This is a genomic window from Okeania sp. KiyG1, assembly GCF_014132355.1.
GTDB lineage: Bacteria > Cyanobacteriota > Cyanobacteriia > Cyanobacteriales > Microcoleaceae > Okeania.
The window spans coordinates 1-21,020 of the sequence record NZ_BLZO01000172.1 but is presented as its reverse complement, the minus strand read 5'-3'; the positions used below and the strand labels follow the sequence as shown (position 1 = coordinate 21,020).

The following is a 21,020-nucleotide window of genomic DNA, read 5'->3' as shown; positions in this document are numbered from 1 at the left end:
AAGCCTGTTAGGATTTTGACACTCCCCGCGCTAAAGCGACGGGGATTCTTGGTTTGCTGTCGCAACGCTGCGCGAACAACGACTCACCATAATCATGCAGGATTTCTCCAACACAACTAGAGGGTGTGTCTCCCCAAGCGTTACTTTCGGTGTGCCCCACCGTAGAAAGTCCTTTTTGCAGAATGTTCAACGCTGCATTTACGTCTCTGTCTTCTACAAACCCACAATGATGACAAATGTGGGTGCGAGTTGATAGAGACTTCTTGACTGTCTGACCGCAACTAGAACAGTTTTGGCTAGTATTATGTGGCGCAACCGCTACAGTTACTTTTCCATACTTTCTACCAAAATGTTCTAACCAACGCCTAAAAGTTGACCATCCTGCATCATTTATCGACTTAGCTAAATGCCGATTTTTTACCATGCCTTTTACATTCAAATCTTCCTCCGGCACGTCGCTCCGCGCCTACGTAGGCAACCAAATCATTAGACTGGATGACGCAGTTGGCCACTCTCTTGACAAACTCTTCACGCTGCCTACTTACTTTTAAATGTTTCCGTGCATATCGAACTCTAGCTTTGTGATAATTATTTGACTGTCGTTGTTTGGGAGCTTTTACCATTTTTGCTCCCTTTTTTCCTTTACCTGGATTCCGATATTTCCTAGACTTTCTTCTATTTAATCGGCTTAGTTTTTTTGATGCTTTTCGATAGTATTTTGGAGATTCAACCACATTTCCAGAACTATCAGCTATGAAATAATTTAACCCTAAATCAATTCCTGTTGTTTTTTGGGTAGGAGTAGTTTCTACATTAATATCTGCTTGAATTAAGAACTGACAATAATAACCATCTGCTCTTTTGATTAACCTGACTCGTTTGATCTGTTCTAGCTGATAAAAATGCAAATCCCAAGTCCCTTTTAACTTGAGTTTTCCTATATCTAGCTTATCTGTAAAAGTTATATATTTTCTATCTTCTGATAATTTCCAGCCTGTGTTTTTATATTCAATTGAGCGAGAATGTTTCTTAAATTTTGGATATCCTTTGAGCCCTGATATTTTTTTCTGACAGTTATCGTAGAATCTAGAGATAGATGACCATGCCCTTTCAGCCATTGCTTGTCTTGCTTGTGAATTAAGTTTATTCGCAAAAGCAAATTCTTTAGCTAATAATCTGCAATATCTATATAATTTTGCTTTTCCTGTACCTCTTTCATCCATCCACAATCTGATACATTTATTGCGGATAAATTGACCTGTACGAATTGCTTCATCAATGGCAGCATATTGATTTTTTTTAGCTTTAATCTTGAATTCATGCATCATAAGGCATCGACCATTTACCCCCTTTCTCTATATATATTTACTCTAACACAGATAGAGTAAAATACCCAATAGTAATAGAATATGTTTACTGGCGGTTGATAGCGTAGCTCCTCCCCTTGAGGCAACCGCCGTATCGCTTTTCATCCCTGGACTGAAGTCACAGGGCTTTCAAGCTCTCGAACTTTTTCGGTAAAAGTTACACTGTTAATACATAAGTAGGTTGAAAAGCGATGAGTTGATCGAAAAAATTTTACTGTCAAAATTAATTTACTAAGTTATTACAATAGTAGAATTCTAAATAATCTGTAGATGTAGAAGATGGCCGATAAAAATTCAGCGAGTCATTTAATCTCAGCAGAAATAAAAATCCTAGCTCTCATCTTCCACCCAAAATTTTGCTAGATTAATTTAGGATAAAAGTTAATATATATTAAAATATATAATTAAACTTAAATATAAAGCCATTTTATTATGGCAAAAATTTGACTCATAAGTAAAATCTCCTCGATGGACTTACTAAAGAAATTCTGCGATAAAACTCATGTCGGTTAAACAAAATCAATTCACAGTTCAATTTTGGGGCGTAAGAGGTAGTATTGCTTCTCCCGGAGCAGAAACAGTAAGATATGGGGGTAATACTCCTTGTGTAGAAATGCGAGTGGGTGGACATCGCCTGATTTTTGATGGTGGAACTGGCCTAAGAGTTTTGGGTCAATCCCTGCTCTCTCAAATGCCCGTAGAAGCCCATATGTTTTTTACCCATACCCACTGGGATCATATTCAAGGCTTTCCTTTTTTTGCACCTGCTTTTGTGAAAAAAAATCGTTTCTATATATATGGAGCGGTTGCTCCGAATGGAGCTACTATTCAACAGAGGCTTAATGACCAAATGCTCAACCCTAATTTTCCTGTACCTTTGCAAATTATGGGGGCTGAACTTAAGTTTTTCGATTTGGAAATAAGTCAGCCAGTTCAAATTGGTGATATAGTTGTAGAAAATGCTTTGCTCAACCACCCTGGAGAAGCAGTAGGATATCGTATCAACTGGCAAGGATACACTGCAGCTTATGTTACTGACACAGAACATTTTCCTGATCGTTTTGATGAAAATGTTTTATTTTTGGCTCGTCAAGCAGATGTATTAATCTACGACGCTACTTATACAGATGAAGAATATTATTCCGACAAATCTAGTAAAATAGGTTGGGGACATTCAACTTGGCAGGAAGCTGTAAAAATTGCTAAAGCGGCTCAAGTTAAAAAATTAGTGATTTTTCACCATGACCCTATACATAATGATGATTTCTTAGATAAAGTAGGAGAGCAAGTAGCAGAAAAATTTCCAAATAGCTTGATGGCAAGAGAAGGTTTGTCAATTCAATTAATTCGTCCAAGCAATAGTGAAGACAATAATTCAGTAGTAAAACACTCCAAAAAAATGTAAAGTTTGAGCTTAATTTTAATTTTGTGAGTAAGCTGACAAAAAATATAGATGAACAAAGATTAAATGTAGTAGAAAATAATTCAATTAATCAAAATATAAGGTGTGTGGGTAACTTCTTCTTTAGCTACAGTATTAACTCCAACTACCGTGGCCTTGGGAAACTTTGATGGTTTACATCGAGGACATAGGCAAGTAGTTCAACCAACTTTAAAATTAGATACTAGAAAAAATTCACTCTATGTTTATCCATCACAAACAGATACAGAAGTAGACAAAGACACAAAGCTTCAATTATTGAATTCATCATGGTATTGCCAAAGAGAATTGGACAAAAATGATGATTGCCAAGAACCAAAAATTTATTCAACTGTTGTCACTTTTAATCCTCATCCCCAAGAGTTTTTTAGTGGAAAGCCAAAAAAATTGTTAGCTCCACTAGATGAAAAATTAGCTCTTTTTGAACAGATGGGAGTAGAACAGGTAGTATTACTGAAATTTGACCAAGAATTGGCAAATTTAACTCCTACTCAATTTGTAGAAAAAATTCTGGTAAAACACTTAAAAGCAAGTAAAGTAAGTGTAGGATGGGACTTCCGCTTTGGGCGAAACAGAGCAGGAAAAGCAACAGATTTACAGACTATTGCAGCTAACTATAATATAGAATCTACTATTGTACCTCTATACACTTGTGAAAATGGAGAACGCATTAGTAGTTCTATAATTCGCCAAGCTCTTGAACAAGGAGACTTAAAAAAATCCAATCGTTTATTAGGTCGTCCCTACAGTTTAGTCGGTCAGGTGGTAGAAGGGCAAAAATTAGGTAGAACTTTAGGGTTTCCGACAGCTAATCTACAGCTACCGCCACAAAAATTTTTGCCTCGTTTTGGAGTTTATGCTGTGGAGGTCTATATCTTTGAACAGAAGCAACTTCAGGAAAATTATTCTGGCGATCGCCCCTACTTAGGAGTAATGAATGTTGGTTGTCGCCCCACACTAAATGGTCTACACCCGACTACAGAAATTCACTTGTTAAATTGGTCTGGAGATTTATATGGTCAGACTCTAAGAGTAAATTTGATTGAGTTTTTAAGACCTGAACAAAAATTTGCTTCTTTAGATTTACTCAAAGCAAAGATTAAAGAAGACTGTGCAGTTGCTAGAAGTATACTCGTAAGTAATACTAAATAAATTTAACTCAATGTCGCAAAAATTCCCCATCCCTCCATTATAGTTGGGATGAATTGCGACCAGTGAAGAATCTGCGGGAGCGACCACTTTCAGAAAATCTTGAGGCATTCCCCTGTGAGTTCAGAAGCTTCAACTTCAGCGTAGCAAGTTGGGGTAGTTCACTATATAAAAATGTAGTTGTTTCAATGAAAAATAGTTTAGTTATTGGTAAATGTTGTATCACTTTAATCGAACGTTGGTTTTTAATTAGGGCTTGCGCTCATAAAGCTAAAAGTCAGAAAGCTTACGGTAATTGAGCTTTTTATATTCAATTTATCTCCTAAGTTATTGGCTCTTATTGGCATCAATTTACTGAAATTTCCTGCTGAAATTCAACAAAATTTCTTCACATAAAATTGCCAAAACCATTGCCTGTTCTCCCATCTCCGCGTCCCCGCGTCTGGTGCGTCCCCGTGTCCTACGCCCACCAACCAATTTTTTCACCCGTACCCTAATTAATTAGGGCTTACCGATCTAATCTAAAAGTCTTGACAGATCAAGGTATTGGCCTTTTTAAGTATCAAAAAGTGCGAGGTTTTAGGTGGTAATGGTTCAATTTAGGAGCGAATTTTGGTCAATAGTTGGACAGAAAAATCACTCTTACCGAATAATTAAGGTAAAAATCCTCTCCTTTAAAGGAGAAACAATGAATTAATTTTCCTTTTATTCAATACTCTTCCTTTTAGGGAGAGGTAATTATCAATTATCAATTATTGAAGATTCTTCCTACTATCTCTTCTATAATTCCCCGTTCCTCCTGTACCGATGCCATTCGGAGCTTTGCGCCAGCTTTCCGGCCGTTAGCTTCGCATAACTATCGTTAACGCCCCTACTACTCCTGACTTCCCCTCCCCTCCACGGTCGGGGTTAGGGGTGGGTTGACTCCTCCCCGAACCCATGGATACTTTTTCAACAAACCCTAATTATTAGACATCTTTAGAAAAGAGGGAGTAGGAAGTAGGACGGAAAGCATTGATAATTTATGTGGGATAATTGATGTTATTTTTGATCGTTGGAAATGTCTATTGGTCGAACATATCAACAATAAATTATGCAAAGCTAAAAAAATATAGCATTCCTATTTGATTTGTAAAATTTGATGAATAATTTAGCCTAGACATTTTATCAAACTTCTATGTAGCTAAAATTTAAAAAGTTTTACTGGTAGTTTTAAGTTGGACTAAAGTTTTAATTTGTATAATTTTTAGCCAAAACTGTCTATGATATAATCTAGTTCGAGAAATAGGTATAGGTTACAGTTTTTGCTTTCAGTGGTGAGCTTTTTTGTGATGTTTCATCTGGCATTGCTGGCCTTCCGAAATCTCTCTAGATGGCATTTTATTTTGGAGGTCAATTATGTCAGTTTACGTTGGAAACCTTTCCTACGATGCAACAGAAGAAGATATCAGAGATGTCTTCAAGGAATATGGTAGTGTTAAGCGAGTTCAAGTTCCTTCAGACCGTGACACTGGTCGCCCCAGGGGCTTTGCTTTTGTAGAAATGGAGACAGAAGATGAAGAGACATCAGCCATAGAAGCACTTGATGGCGCTGAATGGATGGGACGTACTCTCAAGGTCAATAAGGCCAGGCCACGAGAAGGTCGAGGGTCATCTGGTGGTGGTGGAAGAAAAGGGGGAGGAGAGAAATTCCCTCGTGAATACTAAACTCTCATATTGACATCCTCCCGACGCTGCTCTTACCAGACAGCGCGGGATTCCCTAACATCGCTGTTAGGGGCTTTGTGTTTCTCGCCGCGACGCGCTGACATAACACCCGCCTTCCAGGATTTACTACTCAGATGGTCTAAAAGCACGCTCCACAGACTGACACTGCTCCTCCCGCAGCCTTCGAGCGTGGGTGTTCCCTCTCTTGGTCAGCATTCCGCAAGCGAGCTGTCGGCGGCGCGGGGTCTGACCGCTTGCGTCTGACGCCGACGCGGGTTCCCATCCGCAAAATATTGATACTTGTGTTTATGTCCCGATCATGGTGAACTGCACATTCAGGACAATCCCACTCTCTAATATTTAGAGGTAATTTTTCCACTACATGACCACAATTAGAACAACGCTTAGAACTAGGGAAATACCTGTCAATTTTAATTAGTTGACGACCGTACCATTCTGCTTTGTATTCTAATTGCCTAACTAATTCTGACCAGTTGGCATCACTACCCACCCCTCTTGCTCCCTCCCGGGAGGGGATGGGGGTGGGTTATGATTCTTGACCATGTTTTTACTGCTAAATCTTCAACTACAATAGTTTGATTTTCTCTAATCAGTTGAGTGGGCGCGCCTATGAGTATAGTCAAGCCTTGAATCTTTGATTTTTGCGTGTATCCTAGTTACTTTAAGCCTAGCTTTTTGATAGTTATTAGACCCCTTGCTTTTTCTAGATAGAGACTTCCTGAGCTAACCTCAGTTTTTTGTGTAATTTGTTAATGATTCTTAGGGTTAGCAACTGTTTCTCCATCACTGGTAGTAACTAAACTAATAATTCCTAAATCAATACCAACTTGTTTGGTTACTGAGTTCAGTTTTAAATCTCTAGGGTCATTGACTCTCAGGGACACTGACCATCTCCCAGAGGGGTCAAGTTTTACGGTAATTGTACTTGGTACACAGTTTTGGGGCAGTTGCCTACTCCATCTGATCGGTAATGGTTCAGCACATTTAGCTAGGTAGACTTGACCATCTTTCCACTTGAACGCTGATGAGCGTAAATTCTGCACTACCACCCGGCGCGCTTTTTCTTAAAGTTGGGATATTTGGCACGTCCAGTAAAGAAGTTGGTAAAAGCTGTTTGTAGATGCCTCAAACCTTGCTGCAATGGTACACAGCTTACTTGTGTCAGAAAATCTAAATCTTCCTGCTTTTTCCAATTCGTAAGCATAGCTGAAGTTTGCTTGTAGGGGCGAACGGCCGTTCGCCCCTACCTCTTTCTTGGAGTTCATACCAAGCTTGAGTTCTAGCATCTAAAGCTTGGTTGTAGACCAAGCGTACACAACCCAACGTCCTCCGCAACAGATTTTCCTGTTGTGGAGTTGGGTAAAACCTAAATTTGTACGCTTTTTCAACTATTGACTGCTTACTTATCTAACGTTTACATTTTAACAGATTATCTGCAAAATCGCTCTTATTGATTGGCATTCCCTTATGACGCTCCCGTGACAGGAGGGCGCGGGTCTCCAACCAACGTTGAGATGAAATTAGATTCAATTCAAGGGATAGGAATTCATCCTGTTCCTTTTATATCTTCAGTATTAATTACAATTGGATCGATAATTTTTCTGATTTGACATAATCCCCGGCCTAAAGGTGCGGGGATTCCTACCGAGCCGTAGCTCCTCGGTGGGTTGACGCTTTGCTGGGGCATAGCTCCGCTAACACAGGGTGCTGTATCTACTCCTCTTGCTCCCCTCCCGGGAGGGCATGGGGGTGTGTTACGCTTCCCTCCACGTCTGCGCACGAGTTTCCGCAATTCGTAGCTCTTCCGGAGGAGGCGTGCCCCCCGGCAACTAATAAAACTGTAGCATATATTCAATTCACTTGCAAATAAAATAAAAAGTCGCCCGCTTATGGGCGAGGCTTTAAACCCAATTTTCTGGTAAATAGCGCGATCGCGCTTTTAAGTATTAAATCTCAAGAAATTGTCAAAATAAAATTTTTGGCCTTAATTTTTTGATGTTTATCTTTGCTGTTGATTGTGCTAGACTTTTTCTACAAGTCTGTTAATTTTTTCAATGAATGAAAGAGTGGTAATTTAGGAGTTAAAAACCAGGATATTTAGGACTTTAAGCCAATATTTACCGATCCAAAATTAATTCAACTAACAAAAATTACTAAATATTAGTTATTATAGTAGTGCCATTACTAAAGATATAAGATTATCAGGAAAGGCAGAAGGCAGAAGGCAGAAGGCAGAAGGCAGAAGGGAATTCTGACTCCTGTCCTCTGCCTTTCGTGATCGAAGTAATTATTTATATAGCAATCCTAAATAGGTTGTGAAAATTATTATAAAAGTTAATTTTAACTGAAAACTTTGAAATTATGTACATCGCCAATCCGACAGCTCCCATACTTGACTTCTGAACTCCTGTATCAGCATGAACGATAGTTATGCCCCAGTTTTCTGGCCCTAAAACTAACGTAGAAGCTCTCTGCGGTCCGCCCTTAGCACCAAAATATTACAACTGAAATAGGATTTCTATAGATAGCAAATCATAATTTTATGAAAGAAAGTATTGAAAAGCTGAAACAAAATCTTCGTCAGACTATTGTGGGAAAAGAAGATGCCATTAACTTAGTATTAGTGGCACTGCTTTCGGAGGGTCATGTTCTTTTAGAAGATGTTCCCGGTGTGGGTAAGACCTTATTAGCTAAATCTCTAGCTTATTCGATCGCTGGAAAGTTTCAGCGAGTTCAATGTACTCCTGATTTACTACCTACCGATATTACTGGTACTAATATTTGGAACCCTCGCAGTGGAGAATTTGAATTTCTACCAGGTCCGGTGTTTGCCAATGTACTATTGACAGATGAAATTAATCGTGCTACTCCCCGTACTCAGTCTGCTCTATTGGAAGTGATGGAGGAAAAACAGGTTACTATAGATGGGGTTTCACGTTCTGTTCCTAAGCCATTTTTTGTCATTGCAACTCAAAACCCTATTGAATATCAGGGGACATTTCCACTACCGGAAGCACAAATGGATCGTTTTAGTTTATCTCTGACATTAGGCTATCCTACAGAGTCTGAAGAGTTACAGATGCTACAAAGAATTTCTGAGGGAGTAGGGGTAAGTACGTTAAAAGCTTGTATTACTTTAGAGGAAGTTGAAGAGTTGCGTCGTTTGTGTAGTCTAGTGAAAGTAGATGAGTCTTTACAAAAATATATTCTCCGATTAGTCAGAGCAACACGGGAAGATGAAGAAATTACCCTGGGTGTTAGTCCTCGTGGAACAGTTGCTTTGCATCGAGCAGCTCAAGCTTTAGGGTTTCTTGCTGGAAGAGATTACGCTATTCCTGATGATGTGAAGTTTCTTTCTCCCTATGTCCTTTCCCATCGTTTGATACCAGCAGGAGGAAGACGTGCTCAAACAATTGTGGAAAGATTACTGACTTCTGTAATGGTTTCCTAAGCTTGAGTTTTCGGTTTTTGATCGCTAGAAGTACGGTTAGCTATTTGATAGTTAACTAGGTTTGGTCAAATTCATTAGGGTTTGCGTATGGAAAGTCTTTTAGTAGGGGTAGGAGACAGGAGACAACCCACCCCTAACCCCTCCTGGGAGGGGAGGGGAAGACAGGAGAAATGGATCGGGAGCGAGGAGGTAGAAGTAAGAATTGTAAGAATGATTTTTCTGCCCAAATCTTGACCAAAATCCGCTCCTAAATTGAACCATTACCACTTAAAACCTCGCACTTTTTGATACTTAAAAAGGCTAAAACCTTTATCTATAAATACTTTTAGATTTAATCAGTAAGCCCTAATTAGAACATACAGGTAATATTAAATCCGGTTTATAGAGTATCATGATTGTGCAAATGGGGAGATTGGGAGAGGATTTAATCTTATATCATGTCTCTTTAAGGCCCACAATAAAAATTTTAGGGAACAGGGAACAGGGAACAGGGAATAGGGAGAAATTTATCAGAGAACACATTTTTATTATCGCTAATTAATGAGACTTGATATTATATCCTAATCAAGTATTTTTGATCGCCGGATTTAGTATAAATAGGTAAGTATAGCAATTCCCATACTGGTGAGGTACAAAATTCTAGGCAACAGGCAACAGGGAAGAAAGATAAAAGTACCTCACTAGCCTGAGAAACGCTATATTAATATTTATTGTTAAAGAAAAGCAGTAGGCATAGGGTAGAAAGTAGAAGAAAATAGACTTCTGACTCTAAAACCTGATTTTTGCTAGTCGGTATAATATTTTGCCCGGCAAATATAGTTGTATTTCGCTAAGTGAAATATATGAGTGTTTCAGAGAAAAGTCATCTCTGAGCTTTATTCAATTTTTTTACTCCTTGTAAACATCGTGGTCAAAAAAGAAGATAAAAAAAGATTGCACCAAAAAACATTTGCCTTCTCATAGTGAACGCAATTATTATTATACCAATATACATAGCAGTCAAAGGAAAGGGCGCAGATAGATCAAAAGCTTAAAACTCAGACAACGCAATATTTTTCCCTTTTCCTTACTCCTTCTGCTGTAACGCAATCTTTGTGACACTTTCTATAGACAAAGACCACGAAGATACTAAATTAGTATGACATATTGACGATCAGAAGAAGTATTTACAAAAAAGTGATGGTACAGCTATTGGTGCAACAAGCATCAATAGCTATAGTTCTTGATGCTTAAAGTGAAGAACATCAGTGAAATAGAGAATATATTAAGTAAGTATGTAGCCTTAACTTAAGATGCTGCTGCTGATAATTCTTCTTCCTCATCTTCATCTTCTTCCACAACTTCACCTGCTTCTACTTGACGTAGATGAATATGTTTACGTCCCAAAGAAATCTCAAACTCATCTCCTGGCTTTAATTCCATTATTTTAGTGTAAGCCGCACCAATTAGTAAATTACCGTTGGATTGTACACTAATTCTATAGCTAGCAGAGCGTCCTCCACGGCCATTACCATTCTGTTTACTATCTAATTGAATACCCTCAGCATCAATCAAAGCATTCAAAAACTTCATCATGTTAACTCTTTCAACACCATTTTTAGTAACAGTGTAGTAGCCACATTCTCTCGCCTTCTTTTCCTTACTTTGATTACCTAAGTCTTTGACTTTTTTCAGTAAATCTTCTCCAGATAAGGGTTCAATATTTTTCTTTTTAGCCATATTTTCAGTCCTAACATTTTACTACAGTTATCATTTTTTATCTTGGTTTGTTTAAATTCCAAGAAACGATAAACAAATATTTGCTCGTAAAACTATATTACACTAATTATCTAATTATTTCACATATTCGATCGAATTTTTCACACAATATTCTGAGAAGAGGTGTTGATTATAGTCAGCAATCATATCTATAGTATGTAATATTAAGCATTGTGCTATCAACTATCAACTATTCACCTATTTAGTTGAAGGGCCTATTGATATAGTTATAGCTATAAATTCCTGAAGTCCCTTTAAATTAAACATAAGACAATGAAGTTAACTACTCGTGGACATTACAGTGTTAAGGCTCTTTTAGATTTGAGTTTACAACAAAGTAATACTCCCATATCTGTCAAAGAAATTGCACTACGTCAAGACATACCTATAGCCTATCTTGAAAAGTTATTAATAGAGATGCGCCGTACTGGTTTAGTTAAATCAGTTCGTGGTGCTCAAGGAGGATATCAATTAGCTAAATTACCTGCTCAAATATCTTTAGGACAAATACTAGAATCTGTTGGTGAAACAATCAAACCTTTACCTAGATATGTTCCTGATAATAAACAGGCAGAAGACTGGGTTACTTATTCTATCTGGCATAGATTAGATAAAAAACTTTCTGAAGCACTTTACAATATTTCTCTAGAAGACTTATACTATGATGTCCGTAGTTGGCAAGCTGTAGTAGGAGAAGAAACGAGTTTTGTGGTTTAATTGTTGATAGCTTGACTCTCAAGTTGTAATACTTAATCGGTAGTATATTATTCGTAAGCATTCAGCTATTAGCACTCAGCACTTAAGCAATTAATAATGAATAATTACTTCTCAGGTTAGGTCTGGAGACTTTAACAGTAACTTTTTATTCTTTCCTCAATTTCAAAGGTTGCTTTTACCTTTCCCAACATTAATAGCTGATAGCTAATAGCTGACGGCTGAATGCTTACTATGATTCACAATGATTACTTATTAAAACAAATTTATAACTATTGAATTCCTGTGAATGCCAACCATACTTTAATTATTCTTTTCATAGCTGCTTGCCTAGATTATTTGATTGGCGATCCTTGGAGTTGGCCACATCCTGTAAATATCTTAGGTTGGATAATTACTCATTACACTAAACAAATATTTAAACTCACTAAACCTCATCAAGATAACTCTGGCGTATTTATACTTAGATTGGCAGGAATACTACTAGCGATCGCTCTTGTTTTTGGCAGTGGAATTATCTGTTGGTTAATTATTCAAGCTTTACGAATAAACTTTGTCCAATTTTCTTTATTAACAGTAATAACAGAGAGTATTTTATTAGCTAGCTGTTTTGCCGGAAAAAGTTTAAGTATGGCAGCTAACGAGGTACTTGAACTGGTAAGAAGTAACAATTTAATTCAAGCACGTCAAAAATTAAGTATGTATGTAGGTAGAGATACAGAAAATTTATCAAAATCGGAAATATTTCGAGCAATTTTTGAAACAGTAACAGAAAATGCAACAGATGGAGTAATTGCACCTTTATTTTACGCTTTAGTGGGAGCCATCATACCAGGTGTAGGTAGCGTACCTTTGGCATTTGCCTACAAAGCTGCTAGTACATTAGATTCGATGGTCGGGTACAAAGAAGCACCCTATACTCATATAGGATGGTTTAGTGCCAAACTAGAGGACGTTTTAACTTGGCTACCCTGTCGTCTAAATGTGCTGACTATAGCTTTGCTCTCTGGTAAACCTTTATATGTTTGGAGAATATGTCAAAGGGATGCGGTGAAAGACCCTAGTCCTAATGCTGGTTGGAGTGAATGTGCTTATGCTGCAACCTTGGGAGTGCAGGTAGGTGGTACAAACTTGTATCAGGGAGTGATTAAACATAAACCACTATTAGGAGACCCCATCTATCCAATTACACCAGAAATTATCGATCGAGCATTGCAGTTAACTCGATATTGCTTTCTAATTTGGTTGGGGTTATTTTTGATCTGTTATATCATGTCCGGTAGCACCGATATTGTATAGTGAAGGTAAGGAAGAAGGAAGAAGGAAGAAGGAAGAGGGAAGAGGGAAGAGGGAAGAAGGCTTAAAAGTATGAAAAAACGTAAATTTCCTGTAGATATTCACCCTTGGTTTTACACAAACGCGCCCCAGGGGACATGATATTATTTAGGGCTTGCTGAAAAAGTCTTTTTAAGGAGTAGGGGAGCGGGGAGTAGGGAGTAGGGAGAATTTTTTGCCCAACTATGCGCTAAAAATGCACTCCTTTTTGACCATGAAGAGCTGAAAACCATGTACTTTTTCAATACCTAAAAAGGCTAAAATCTTTATCTGGTAATTATTTGAGATTTAATCAGCAAACCCTATTTATCAAAATAATTGGGTCTAATACCCCGCCTTAATTGGCGAAATGTTTTTGGAGGTGAGCTTATAGCGGTTTTCAAGGTTTTCAATATAGATAGAATACAGTGGTCAAAGCATTTTTCTGCTCCCTACTCCCTACTCCCTACTCCCTAAGCAAAAACAGGACTTACGCAAAGACACTGTGTATAGATTCCAGTAACTATTGGACAATAGTTATGAGTACTATATATAGCGTATCTGCGTAAGTCCTAAAAAAGAACTTTTTAGTCTACTTAATAATGAAAACTGCTGTAAATCACCATTACAAAAACAACTTCTGACTTCTGACTTCTGACTTCTGACTTCGTTTGACTTCTGACTTCTGACTTCATTAAGGTGGTGGAATATATGAGCAATACTGTAGAAATTTTATCAGCACAGGAGTTACGGCGTACTGTTACTCGTCTTGCATCCCAAGTAATTGAAAATGCGGGAGATTTGTCTCAACTGGTGTTGTTAGGCATTTATACTAGAGGAGTACCGCTAGCAAAAATATTAGCAAATCAAATTGAATTGCTAGAGCAAGTCAAGATACCTGTGGGAGCATTGGATATTACTTTTTATCGAGATGACTTGAATATAACGGGAATGCGAACTCCAGCTAGAACTGAAATTCCTGGTGATATTACTGGTAAGATTGTAGTTTTAGTTGACGATGTGATCTATAAAGGTCGAACAGTGCGAGCTGCTTTGAATGCAGTTATTGAATATGGTCGCCCAGAAGCAATTAAATTAGTTGTTTTGGTTGATAGAGGTCATCGGGAACTACCAATTCATCCAGATTTTACAGGTAAGAAGCTACCCACTTCTAGAGAAGAGAAAGTCAAAGTTTATGTGCAAGATATTGATGGGAGAGATGGTGTGGAGTTATTTCGCTAGTGCCGCTACGCGGAAGTCAAAAGTCAAAAGTCGTAGGGGCGAATGGCATTGGCTAGCGCCAAGCTCCGCTAACGCCCTCAAAAGTATTGATTGGTAAGGCTTTTAGGATTTTGTGACTGGTTAGTTATTTCTGCCATCCTGCACTAGAAAGTGTGAGGAGTGTGAGGAGTGTGGGGAGATGGGGAGATGGGGAGATGGGGAGATGGGGAGATGGGGAGATGGGGAGATGGGGAGATGGGGAGATGGGGAGATGGGGAGATGGGGAGATGGGGAGATGGGGAGATGGGGAGATGGGGAGATGGGGAGATGGGAACCCACCCCTAACCCCTCCCTGGAGGGGAACGTGGGGAGATGGAGAAATAGTTGGCAATGGTGCTCAGATTGTTGATTTACAGCGGTTTTCATTTGGGTAGACCACAGTAGTAGGGACGTTCCATGGAATGTCCCTACAAGGTTTGATGCGTGAAGATGTGGTTCATCAATTTGAAAAGCGCTGTAAAACAGTTTGTAGGGGCAAACGGCCGTTTGCTTGCGCATACTTCGTAACGCCCCTACGGTTTCTTCAAGCTAAAAAATCTGCCGATCGCTCTCGGTGCTAACCGCTGAAGTACTTCTTTAACGTAACTTGAGAATGTCAGCAGTTATAGCCAAACTCTCTTCATATAAAACTTCCCGACCCCAACGTTGTAACTGTTGAGCCATCAAATATTCTGCTTTCTGATCGCTCAAAGCACTGACTTGCTCTGTACGACAAGATTGAGCACTACCACCTGCTTCTAATCGCATACAACCAGTATCTTCAGAACACAAAATTGTGCAACAGTCGGCATTAGGATTACTAGACCCCAAACGCACACCCACTAAATCTCCAGGAATTTCACCATAATCAGCAGTAGGAATTGCTGCTAACTCAGCTAAAATCTCCTTATCCGTAGGACTGGTAAACTTGACATGAACGATGTCATAATCACCACCAGTCTCAGTATAAGCTGTGGGTTGCCAATCAAGACGACTAGCAAACCAACCCAAAAACATTAGTGCTTGAGCAGCATTCCCTTTTTCATAGTCAAGAGTAATTTTATCAATTTCACACAAAGCAGCACGACGTTGTGGTGGGTCGAAAGTAGCAGCAGCTAACTCTTGCCATGCAGATAGACGGTGCCAATTTAAGTCAGCAATATATGTTTGATTTTCGATTAGCTCTTGCATTTTGAGAAATTCTGAATCTGCATCGCTAAAATAAGATGAATCCAGAATAATGCAATTGCTATTTTCACAAAGGTTTCGGAATAATTCTTGTTCTGGGTTGGGAGTAGCTTTCCACCAAACAAATTTGGGCAGGTCAGGAATCATCAATGATGTCACGACATCACTCACCCTTTCCAGTGCTTCTTTAGTTCCACGTAGGGTAATGTATTCACAGCAAGTTAATGAAGACTGCTTTTTCTTTACTGGGCAATAAGCAGAAACTTGTGCTGTTACCCCTGTATCTTCCCCAAAAGTAGGACATAGTGTGATGACTCGACAGGGATTTTGATCTGCAATTACTTCACTAATGCTAAATCCTCTAGCATCCATGTTGGGGAATTGCCGAGTTTCTGGAGATTTTGCCGCCCATTCTGAGCGTAACTTGGCGAGAGTCTCAGAGTCTACCCTACCTGTTATTGGTAACTGATAAGCTTTTTGAGCCTCTTTGATGGCATCACGGGCCTCATTGCCGTTAATACCATCTATTTCACCTTTGTAGAATCCTAAACCAGCCAAAAGTTGCTGAAATTCTTCGGGTTCATATATTACCATGCTGAAAGTAGCTGCTCTGGTTGCGATCGAAGTCGCTTTTCCTCCATTTTGACCGAGCCAGATTTTACTAAGTTCTGCTTCAATTTCTCCGAGAGAAATATCTTTTGGTTGTTGTAAGGCAACAAGTGTTGTACTCATTTTTCTTGTTTGTAAATGCTTTACTGATGGTTATTTGTAGCGCGTAGCGCTAGGGAACTTTCATTAATTGATAATGGACAATGGATAATGGATAATTACCTCTTTAACAATGGATAATGAAAAGTATCTCTAATTATCAATTATCAATTATCAATTATGAGAGGCTTTAAACCAAATTGATTAATTATCAATTATCCATTATCCATTGGGTAAAAGTAGCGGGCATGATATTACCGAAAAATCCTGGTCTAAAGCCTCCCATTTTAAGGGTATCAGAACTTACGCAGAGACTCTACTTATGGTTAGGGCGTTAGCGGAGCTTGGCGTTAGCCAATGCCATTCGCCCCTACTGATGGTGGTTTAACAGTCAATTTACGTAAGTCCTGGGTATCAAAAAAGAGAATATTTCAGATTTCAATCCCAACGCCTCAGCTAAAGGTACTGATAACTGATAACTGATAACTGATAACTGAAACTTACAGTCGGCGCCAACGACGACCATCGCGGTTGAGCAAAAGTTCAGATTCAACTGGTCCCCATGTACCTGCTTCATATAAAGGTATTGCCTCTGGTGGTGCTGGAGCATCCCAGATACCTAATATTGGTGTTAATGCTCGCCAAGATGCTTCTACTTCATCACCATGAGTAAATAGTGTTTGGTCTCCTAACATACAATCAATCAACAATCGACTGTAAGCATCTGTACTCGGTTTACCAAAAGCAGTATCGTAACGGAAATCCATATCTACTGAACGAGTCCGCAGGGAACTGCCTGGAGTTTTTACCTCGAAACGCATAGAAATTCCTTCATTTGGCTGAATTCGCAAAGCCAATACATTAGGATTTGCTTGTTTAGCTGCTGACTGGAACATTAAATATGGTACTTCTTTGAACTGAATCGCGATTTCTGATACTTTTTTCGGCATTCGCTTACCAGTCCGTAGATAAAATGGAACTCCTTTCCAACGCCAGTTATCAATGTAGAGTTTCAGTGCTGCATAAGTAGGTGTGGTGGAGTTGGGGTCTGCTCCTCCTTCTTCACGATAAGCTGGTACATCTTTGCCTTTCATCCAGCCATTTGTATACTGGCCGCGAATTGCAGAAAGCTCTAGGCGCTCTAAGTCTGCTAGATGGGTTGCTTGAACTACTTTTACTTTTTCGTTACGAATACTGTCAGCATCGAGGGAATTAGGAGGTTCCATTGCTGTGAGGGAGAATAGTTGCATCAGATGGTTTTGTACCATGTCCCGCAAGGCACCTGATGTTTCATAATATCCCGCACGTCCTTCTAGTCCTACTGTTTCTGCAACAGTAATTTGCACATTATCGACAAATTGACGATTCCATAGGGGTTCAAAAATGGCATTAGCAAATCGAAATACCATTAAGTTTTGAACTGTTTCTTTTCCTAGATAGTGGTCAATACGATATATTTGCTCTTCTGGGCAAACTTGACGAACGATTTTATTGAGTACCTGGGCTGAACTGAGGTCTCTACCAAAAGGTTTTTCAATTACTAATCTGTGTTTTTTGGGGTCTTCCAACATTCCTGCTGCGCCTAACTGTTGAGCAGCTTCTCCAAAAAAGCGTGGTGCCACAGATAAGTAAAATACGCGATTACCTCGCGTACCTCTCTTCGTCCAGTTGACTCAAAAATTCTTTTAGTTTTTGGTAATCTTCTGGTTTGTCGATATTACCGGGAGAGTAAAAATCCCTTTGGCAAAGTCATTCCAGAGGTCTTCAGATTGTAATCCACCACCAAATTCTTCTACGCCAGTCCGCATTTGTTCGCGGAAGTAATCATGGCTCCATTCTCTGCGTGCTACTCCGACTATTGTTAGTTCGGGGGGGAGTCTCCGCTCTAGCTTCATTTGATAGAGTGCTGGAACGAGTTTCCTTTGAGTTAAGTCCCCTGAAGCACCGAAGATAATTAAAATCTGGGGTTCTGGGACTCGGTCTTGTTGTAACCCAACCCGCAAGGGATTTTCTAATAATGCTACCATCTATGTTGACTCCTTCTAATTTAGTTACTTATAGAAGCTTGTTTGTTTTTGCCGAGGTGTGCTATTTTATGATTTAACAACAATTCACTATGATTGTTTTATAGGAAATAATTTAATAATTCAGCGTCTTTAGCTACATTCATTTTAATTTTTGGTCATCAGTCAAACCGTTTTTTTTTCACGTTTCGGCTGTCGCCGACATGAAAATGACTGATGACATTTGACATCCTCTACCATTAAATCGAAGATTATAACGGGAGATTCCTAAACCTCACGATTTAGGGTGACAGCTTGAATGGCACTTATCTAAACTGTTGCCAGTCCCCGACAGTACGCCAACGATCGTCAATTTTTTGAACCACGATCTGTCCGGCCGCAGTAACACCTCGATGACAAATCACTTTTGCTGCTGCTACATCCCGGTTGATTTCGTATTGGCATTCAGGACATTTATGGATACGTTCAGACAAATCTTTTTTACCTGTATGCGCTCCACAATTTGGACAAATTTGACTGGTATATCTGTAGTCTACTTTGCCAAAATATACCCCTCGTTTCCTGCATACCCAAGCTAAGATATTGAATAACTGACCGAACCCTGCATCTAAAGTATGTTTACCTAACATTCCTTTTGCCCAGGTTCTAAAATCTAGGTCTTCCACAAATATCATTCCTGCTTGGTCGCATAAATGATGAGCTAGTTTAAAGTGAAAGTCTTTTCGGGTGTCTGATATTTTTTGGTGAAGTCTTGCTATATTTTGGTTCAGCTTATGTCGATTTGCTGACCCCTTAGATTTTAACTTTAATCTACGTTGCAGTAATTTTAACTCGCTTTGTAGTTTGGTTAAAAACTTTGGACGTTCAATCAATTCACCATCAGAAGTTGCTAAGAATTTATCAAGTCCCACATCAATCCCTAACGGGTGTCCAGAAGCAGGGGTGTCCGGAACACTAACAGGACTTTGTAGAGATAACATGACAAAATACCCGCTTGCTCGTCTGACTACTCTTACCTGTTTCAGTTTAAATCCTTCTGGGATAGGGCGAGATAATCTCATCGGAACTAACCCAATTTGTGGGAGTTTTATGTACTCATTTGAGATGGGATTATTTTTAAACTGAGGGAATACAAAAGACCGCATTCTGTACTTGTTTTTAAAGCGAGGAAAACCATAACCCTGCTGTTTCATATTGTTAAATGCTTTTTCTAAAGTCTTGAGAACTTGTTGTAAGACTTGAGCATTTGTTCTTTTGAGTTCTGGGTTAGTCTTCTTAGCTTTAGTTAAGCTAGCTGCTTGTCTGTTGTAGTTAGGGTAAGGTGTATCTCCTGGGATTATGTATTCTTGATGTAATGAACAACAGTTAACTGCACACTTCCTACTGTTAATCCAGTCTTTACGCTCTCTCAAGGCATAATTCCACACCTTTCTTATGACTGCCAACATATCTTCAATGATGGCTATCTGCTGTTGAGAAGGGATTAACTTAAATTCGTAGGTTAGTGTTATCATGTTCGCATTATATCATAATTCTATTTTAGTGTGGTGTTAAGGTGCGACTTTGGCTAGTCTTGATCTATCTGTTTTGATTTTGGTCGTAATTCATCTCCCGGTATAATCTCTGATTTACCGGGAGTCCTCTTGCTCTATTTTAGATAGCAAGGAACGAGTTGCTTAATTCCTAGGAATTAGGAATATAGATTTATGATGAACCGTATGCTTTTCCCACTGTTCCCTGTTCCCTGTTCCCTGCTATAGGATTTTCTAGCCTGAAACAGGCGCTAATTTCTTGACTTTTTCTTCTAGGGAGTTAATTAAAGAAGTAAAGGGTTTGATAAATTTATCGATCCCTTCTGCTAGCAGTTCGTCCATAACTTGGTCGATATTGATATTAATATCGGGGTCTTTAAGACTTTCTATAAGTTTGATCGCTTCTTCTATATTGGTCTCTACTCTGTTATCAACATGACAGTGGTCAGCACAAGCATCTATGGTTTGGGGTGGCAAAGTATTTACTGTGTCAGGCCCAATTAATTCATCCACATACATCACATCACTGTAGGTGGGATTTTTGGTGCTAGTACTTGCCCATAATAGCCTTTGCATTGTTGCACCTTTTGCAGATAGAGCTTTCCAACGATCGCTCTGAATTATTTTTTTGTATTCTTGATAGGCTATTTTGGCATTAGCGATCGCTACTTTTCCTTTAACTGTTTCTAATTTGGCCTTGACAGTTTTATCGGTTACATTCTTGATTTTGCTATCAATAGTACCGTCAATATTACTATCAATGCGACTCAAAAAGAAACTTGCCACAGAAGCTATGTTACTGACATCTTCTCCTTTAGCTGCTCTTGCTTCTAGACCTTCAATATAGGCCCAAGCGGTGTTTACATAGCTTTCTACAGAAAATAGCAAAGTTACATTGACATTAATTCCTTCACTAATAACTTTTGTTACTGCTGGTAAACCTTCGGGTGTACCTGGAATTTTAATCATTAGGTTTTCGCGGCCGATAGCAGTGTAATAACGAATTGCTTCGGTGATGGTACTTTCTGTATCTTTAGCTATAGTAGGTGGAACCTCAATACTAATGTAACCATCTAATCCATTGGTTTGTTCGTAAACTGGCATAAATATATCGCAAGCATCACGAATATCCTTAAAAACTAGAGATTCGTAGATATCCATCACTGACTTACCAGCGCTGATACCTGCTTCAATATCTGCATCATAGATAGCATTACCAGCGATCGCTTTCTCAAAGATAGCGGGATTAGAAGTTATACCACGAATCCCTTTCTGGGCAATCATATTTTTGAGTTCCCCAGACTCAATGATATTACGACTGAGATTATCCATCCAGATACTCTGACCAAAGTCTTTGATTTCGAGCAAATGATTAGTTGTCATAGC

General features: G+C 39.0%; 17 protein-coding genes and 3 pseudogenes. 9 read left to right on the top strand and 11 right to left on the bottom strand.

The features are described from left to right. Positions 1 to 7 precede the first annotated feature (7 nt). Positions 8 to 1,328: pseudogene (locus SAGCYANO_RS37995) on the bottom strand (RNA-guided endonuclease InsQ/TnpB family protein). 541 nt (positions 1,329 to 1,869) lie between these two features. Between SAGCYANO_RS37995 and SAGCYANO_RS37990 the strand changes: the two are divergent. The 3 genes from SAGCYANO_RS37990 to SAGCYANO_RS37980 all read left to right on the top strand — a co-directional run bounded on the left by SAGCYANO_RS37990 (position 1,870) and on the right by SAGCYANO_RS37980 (position 5,664). Further along, a complete protein-coding gene (locus SAGCYANO_RS37990) occupies positions 1,870 to 2,772 on the top strand; it encodes an MBL fold metallo-hydrolase (protein ID WP_202224763.1) in 903 nt (300 codons plus the stop codon). 102 nt (positions 2,773 to 2,874) lie between these two features. Then, positions 2,875 to 3,960, top strand: coding sequence for a bifunctional riboflavin kinase/FAD synthetase (locus SAGCYANO_RS37985; protein ID WP_202224762.1), 1,086 nt, complete (start codon positions 2,875 to 2,877; stop codon positions 3,958 to 3,960). A gap of 1,395 nt (positions 3,961 to 5,355) precedes the next feature. Continuing rightward, positions 5,356 to 5,664, top strand: a complete 309-nt coding sequence (locus tag SAGCYANO_RS37980) for an RNA-binding protein (RefSeq protein WP_202224761.1) — start codon at positions 5,356 to 5,358, stop codon at positions 5,662 to 5,664. 139 nt (positions 5,665 to 5,803) lie between these two features. Here SAGCYANO_RS37980 and SAGCYANO_RS37975 read toward each other — a convergent pair whose 3' ends face one another. The 5 genes and pseudogenes from SAGCYANO_RS37975 to SAGCYANO_RS37960 form a co-directional block, all read right to left on the bottom strand. Further along, the gene (locus tag SAGCYANO_RS37975) at positions 5,804 to 6,175 is read right to left on the bottom strand and encodes an RNA-guided endonuclease TnpB family protein (protein WP_202224760.1); all 372 of its coding nucleotides are present in this window, start codon (positions 6,173 to 6,175) and stop codon (positions 5,804 to 5,806) included. Positions 6,176 to 6,270: 95 nt separating this feature from the next. After that, a pseudogene (locus SAGCYANO_RS46630) lies at positions 6,271 to 6,345 on the bottom strand (hypothetical protein); the annotation flags it as partial. A gap of 89 nt (positions 6,346 to 6,434) precedes the next feature. Continuing rightward, a complete protein-coding gene (locus SAGCYANO_RS46625; protein ID WP_237397084.1) occupies positions 6,435 to 6,728 on the bottom strand; it encodes a hypothetical protein in 294 nt (97 codons plus the stop codon). Continuing rightward, the gene (locus SAGCYANO_RS37965; RefSeq protein WP_202224759.1) at positions 6,728 to 6,889 is read right to left on the bottom strand and encodes a hypothetical protein; all 162 of its coding nucleotides are present in this window, start codon (positions 6,887 to 6,889) and stop codon (positions 6,728 to 6,730) included. Before SAGCYANO_RS37965 ends, SAGCYANO_RS46625 begins: the two co-directional genes overlap by 1 nt. After that, on the bottom strand, positions 6,856 to 7,020 hold the full coding sequence (locus SAGCYANO_RS37960; protein ID WP_237397083.1) for a helix-turn-helix domain-containing protein: 165 nt from the start codon (positions 7,018 to 7,020) through the stop codon (positions 6,856 to 6,858). The genes SAGCYANO_RS37965 and SAGCYANO_RS37960 overlap by 34 nt, the downstream gene beginning before the upstream one ends. Before the next feature lie 1,207 nt (positions 7,021 to 8,227). Here SAGCYANO_RS37960 and SAGCYANO_RS37955 point away from each other — a divergent pair. Then, positions 8,228 to 9,136, top strand: coding sequence for a MoxR family ATPase (locus SAGCYANO_RS37955; RefSeq protein WP_202224758.1), 909 nt, complete (start codon positions 8,228 to 8,230; stop codon positions 9,134 to 9,136). A gap of 1,287 nt (positions 9,137 to 10,423) precedes the next feature. Here SAGCYANO_RS37955 and SAGCYANO_RS37950 read toward each other — a convergent pair. Then, positions 10,424 to 10,855: an AbrB family transcriptional regulator gene (locus SAGCYANO_RS37950; RefSeq protein ID WP_202224757.1), complete on the bottom strand. Its 432-nt coding sequence runs from the start codon at positions 10,853 to 10,855 to the stop codon at positions 10,424 to 10,426. A gap of 312 nt (positions 10,856 to 11,167) precedes the next feature. Between SAGCYANO_RS37950 and SAGCYANO_RS37945 the strand changes: the two genes are divergently transcribed. The 5 genes from SAGCYANO_RS37945 (at position 11,168) to SAGCYANO_RS37925 (ending at position 14,763) form a co-directional block, all read left to right on the top strand. Beyond that, on the top strand, positions 11,168 to 11,611 hold the full coding sequence (locus SAGCYANO_RS37945) for an RrF2 family transcriptional regulator (RefSeq protein ID WP_202224756.1): 444 nt from the start codon (positions 11,168 to 11,170) through the stop codon (positions 11,609 to 11,611). A 282-nt stretch (positions 11,612 to 11,893) separates the two neighbouring features. After that, a complete protein-coding gene (gene cbiB / locus SAGCYANO_RS37940; RefSeq protein WP_202224755.1) occupies positions 11,894 to 12,907 on the top strand; it encodes an adenosylcobinamide-phosphate synthase CbiB in 1,014 nt (337 codons plus the stop codon). 726 nt (positions 12,908 to 13,633) lie between these two features. Further along, entirely contained in the window at positions 13,634 to 14,164 is a 531-nt protein-coding gene (gene pyrR, locus SAGCYANO_RS37935) for a bifunctional pyr operon transcriptional regulator/uracil phosphoribosyltransferase PyrR (protein WP_202224754.1), read from the top strand. Positions 14,165 to 14,334: 170 nt separating this feature from the next. Continuing rightward, the gene (locus SAGCYANO_RS37930; RefSeq protein ID WP_237397082.1) at positions 14,335 to 14,577 is read left to right on the top strand and encodes an isopentenyl pyrophosphate isomerase; all 243 of its coding nucleotides are present in this window, start codon (positions 14,335 to 14,337) and stop codon (positions 14,575 to 14,577) included. A 27-nt stretch (positions 14,578 to 14,604) separates the two neighbouring features. Further along, positions 14,605 to 14,763: a hypothetical protein gene (locus SAGCYANO_RS37925; RefSeq protein WP_202224753.1), complete on the top strand. Its 159-nt coding sequence runs from the start codon at positions 14,605 to 14,607 to the stop codon at positions 14,761 to 14,763. 16 nt (positions 14,764 to 14,779) lie between these two features. Here the strand turns inward: SAGCYANO_RS37925 and opcA are convergent, their stop codons facing one another. The 4 genes and pseudogenes from opcA to tal form a co-directional block, all read right to left on the bottom strand. Further along, positions 14,780 to 16,102 (bottom strand): glucose-6-phosphate dehydrogenase assembly protein OpcA, encoded by a 1,323-nt coding sequence (gene opcA / locus SAGCYANO_RS37920; protein ID WP_202224752.1) that lies wholly within the window; start codon positions 16,100 to 16,102, stop codon positions 14,780 to 14,782. A 476-nt stretch (positions 16,103 to 16,578) separates the two neighbouring features. Beyond that, positions 16,579 to 18,105, bottom strand: a pseudogene (zwf, locus tag SAGCYANO_RS37915) (glucose-6-phosphate dehydrogenase). Between the two features lie 302 nt (positions 18,106 to 18,407). Continuing rightward, positions 18,408 to 19,616: an RNA-guided endonuclease TnpB family protein gene (locus SAGCYANO_RS37910; protein ID WP_202224751.1), complete on the bottom strand. Its 1,209-nt coding sequence runs from the start codon at positions 19,614 to 19,616 to the stop codon at positions 18,408 to 18,410. Between the two features lie 252 nt (positions 19,617 to 19,868). Next, a complete protein-coding gene (gene tal, locus SAGCYANO_RS37905) occupies positions 19,869 to 21,017 on the bottom strand; it encodes a transaldolase (protein WP_202224797.1) in 1,149 nt (382 codons plus the stop codon). Positions 21,018 to 21,020 lie beyond the last annotated feature (3 nt).

Coding starts and splice junctions, on each gene's coding strand:
- SAGCYANO_RS37950 (WP_202224757.1), bottom strand. CDS start 10,855: ATGGCTAAAAAGAAAAATATTGAACCCTTATCTGGAGAAGATTTACTG.
- SAGCYANO_RS37925 (WP_202224753.1), top strand. CDS start 14,605: ATGTCCCTACAAGGTTTGATGCGTGAAGATGTGGTTCATCAATTTGAA.
- SAGCYANO_RS37990 (WP_202224763.1), top strand. CDS start 1,870: ATGTCGGTTAAACAAAATCAATTCACAGTTCAATTTTGGGGCGTAAGA.
- SAGCYANO_RS37965 (WP_202224759.1), bottom strand. CDS start 6,889: ATGCTTACGAATTGGAAAAAGCAGGAAGATTTAGATTTTCTGACACAA.
- SAGCYANO_RS37910 (WP_202224751.1), bottom strand. CDS start 19,616: ATGATAACACTAACCTACGAATTTAAGTTAATCCCTTCTCAACAGCAG.
- tal (WP_202224797.1), bottom strand. CDS start 21,017: ATGACAACTAATCATTTGCTCGAAATCAAAGACTTTGGTCAGAGTATC.
- SAGCYANO_RS37980 (WP_202224761.1), top strand. CDS start 5,356: ATGTCAGTTTACGTTGGAAACCTTTCCTACGATGCAACAGAAGAAGAT.
- opcA (WP_202224752.1), bottom strand. CDS start 16,102: ATGAGTACAACACTTGTTGCCTTACAACAACCAAAAGATATTTCTCTC.
- SAGCYANO_RS37955 (WP_202224758.1), top strand. CDS start 8,228: ATGAAAGAAAGTATTGAAAAGCTGAAACAAAATCTTCGTCAGACTATT.
- SAGCYANO_RS37945 (WP_202224756.1), top strand. CDS start 11,168: ATGAAGTTAACTACTCGTGGACATTACAGTGTTAAGGCTCTTTTAGAT.
- pyrR (WP_202224754.1), top strand. CDS start 13,634: ATGAGCAATACTGTAGAAATTTTATCAGCACAGGAGTTACGGCGTACT.